Annotated in this window: 2 protein-coding genes; one reads left to right on the top strand and one right to left on the bottom strand. The window is 67.3% G+C overall.

The window, feature by feature from the left end:
• Positions 1-642, top strand: a 642-nt coding sequence (gene eda, locus ABYW26_RS14735; protein ID WP_372605673.1) for a bifunctional 4-hydroxy-2-oxoglutarate aldolase/2-dehydro-3-deoxy-phosphogluconate aldolase, incomplete at its 5' end; no start/stop codon positions are given.
• Here the strand turns inward: eda and ABYW26_RS14740 are convergent.
• Positions 639-902 (bottom strand): hypothetical protein, encoded by a 264-nt coding sequence (locus ABYW26_RS14740; RefSeq protein ID WP_372605675.1) that lies wholly within the window; start codon positions 900-902, stop codon positions 639-641. The two genes, eda and ABYW26_RS14740, sit on opposite strands and share 4 nt — an antisense overlap.
• Positions 903-1,030 lie beyond the last annotated feature (128 nt).

Genomic DNA, 1,030 nt, shown 5'->3' on the forward strand with positions numbered 1-1,030 from the left:
ACACCTGCTCAGGCCAGCCAGTTCACCGCTGATCTTTGCCGTCTTGCGCCGGTGATTCCGGTGCTGGTGATCCATGATCCGGCCCACGCTAGGCCCTTGGCGACGGCGCTGATCGCGGGCGGTTTGCCGGTGCTGGAAGTGACCCTGCGCACCCCGGCGGCGCTGGAGGTGATCGCGGAAATGGCCGATGTCGCGGGCGGTATCGTTGGCGCGGGCACCCTGCTGACGCCCGAGGATGTTCTTGCCGCCACCCGCGCCGGGGCGCGCTTTGGCGTAACCCCCGGCAGCACGCCGCGCATTCTGGACGCGGTCGAGGCCGCAGACCTGCCGACCCTGCCCGGTGCCGCCACCCCGACCGAGGTTCTGGCCCTTTATGAGCGCGGCTATCGCGTGCAGAAATTCTTTCCGGCCGAGGTCAATGGCGGCGTTCCGGCGTTGAAAGCCATCGGCGCGCCGATCCCGCAAGTCAGCTTTTGCCCCACGGGCGGCGTCAGCCCGGCAAATGCGCCCGCCTATCTGGCGCTGAAAAACGTCATGTGCGTGGGCGGGTCATGGGTGGCGCCGGCCGATCTGATGGCCAAGGGCGATTGGGATGCGATCACCGATCTGGCCCGCGCCGCTGCGGCTTTGCCGCGCGCCTAGCCGTCCATCCGGCCCCGCCGACCGCCGCGCCGCACGGGTTTGGGCGCCTCGGCCAGCGCCGCGCGCAACACTTCGGACATCGGATGTTCGGGCGCTTCGCCGCCGTAAACCTGTAGCAACAACCGGATCGCGGCCTCGCTGTCACCCGGCACGCTGATCGCCCAGTCCAGAAAGATCGTCCGGCATTCCGGCGCGGTGATGCCGTCGATCCGATAGGCCTCGCGGATCAGACCCTTGTGATCGGCTTGGGTTAAGTTCATTCCGTATCACCTTGTAAGAACGCGTTTATATGGTCTGCAGTCGCCACAAGCGTTGCTTCGATCCGCGCCGATAGCTGGGGGATACTGTCCGCGCCGGTCGCCGACAGGAAGAACGCCCGCCCGCCTTC

It is taken from the genome of Actibacterium sp. (genome assembly GCF_041584535.1).
Taxonomy (GTDB): domain Bacteria; phylum Pseudomonadota; class Alphaproteobacteria; order Rhodobacterales; family Rhodobacteraceae; genus Actibacterium_D.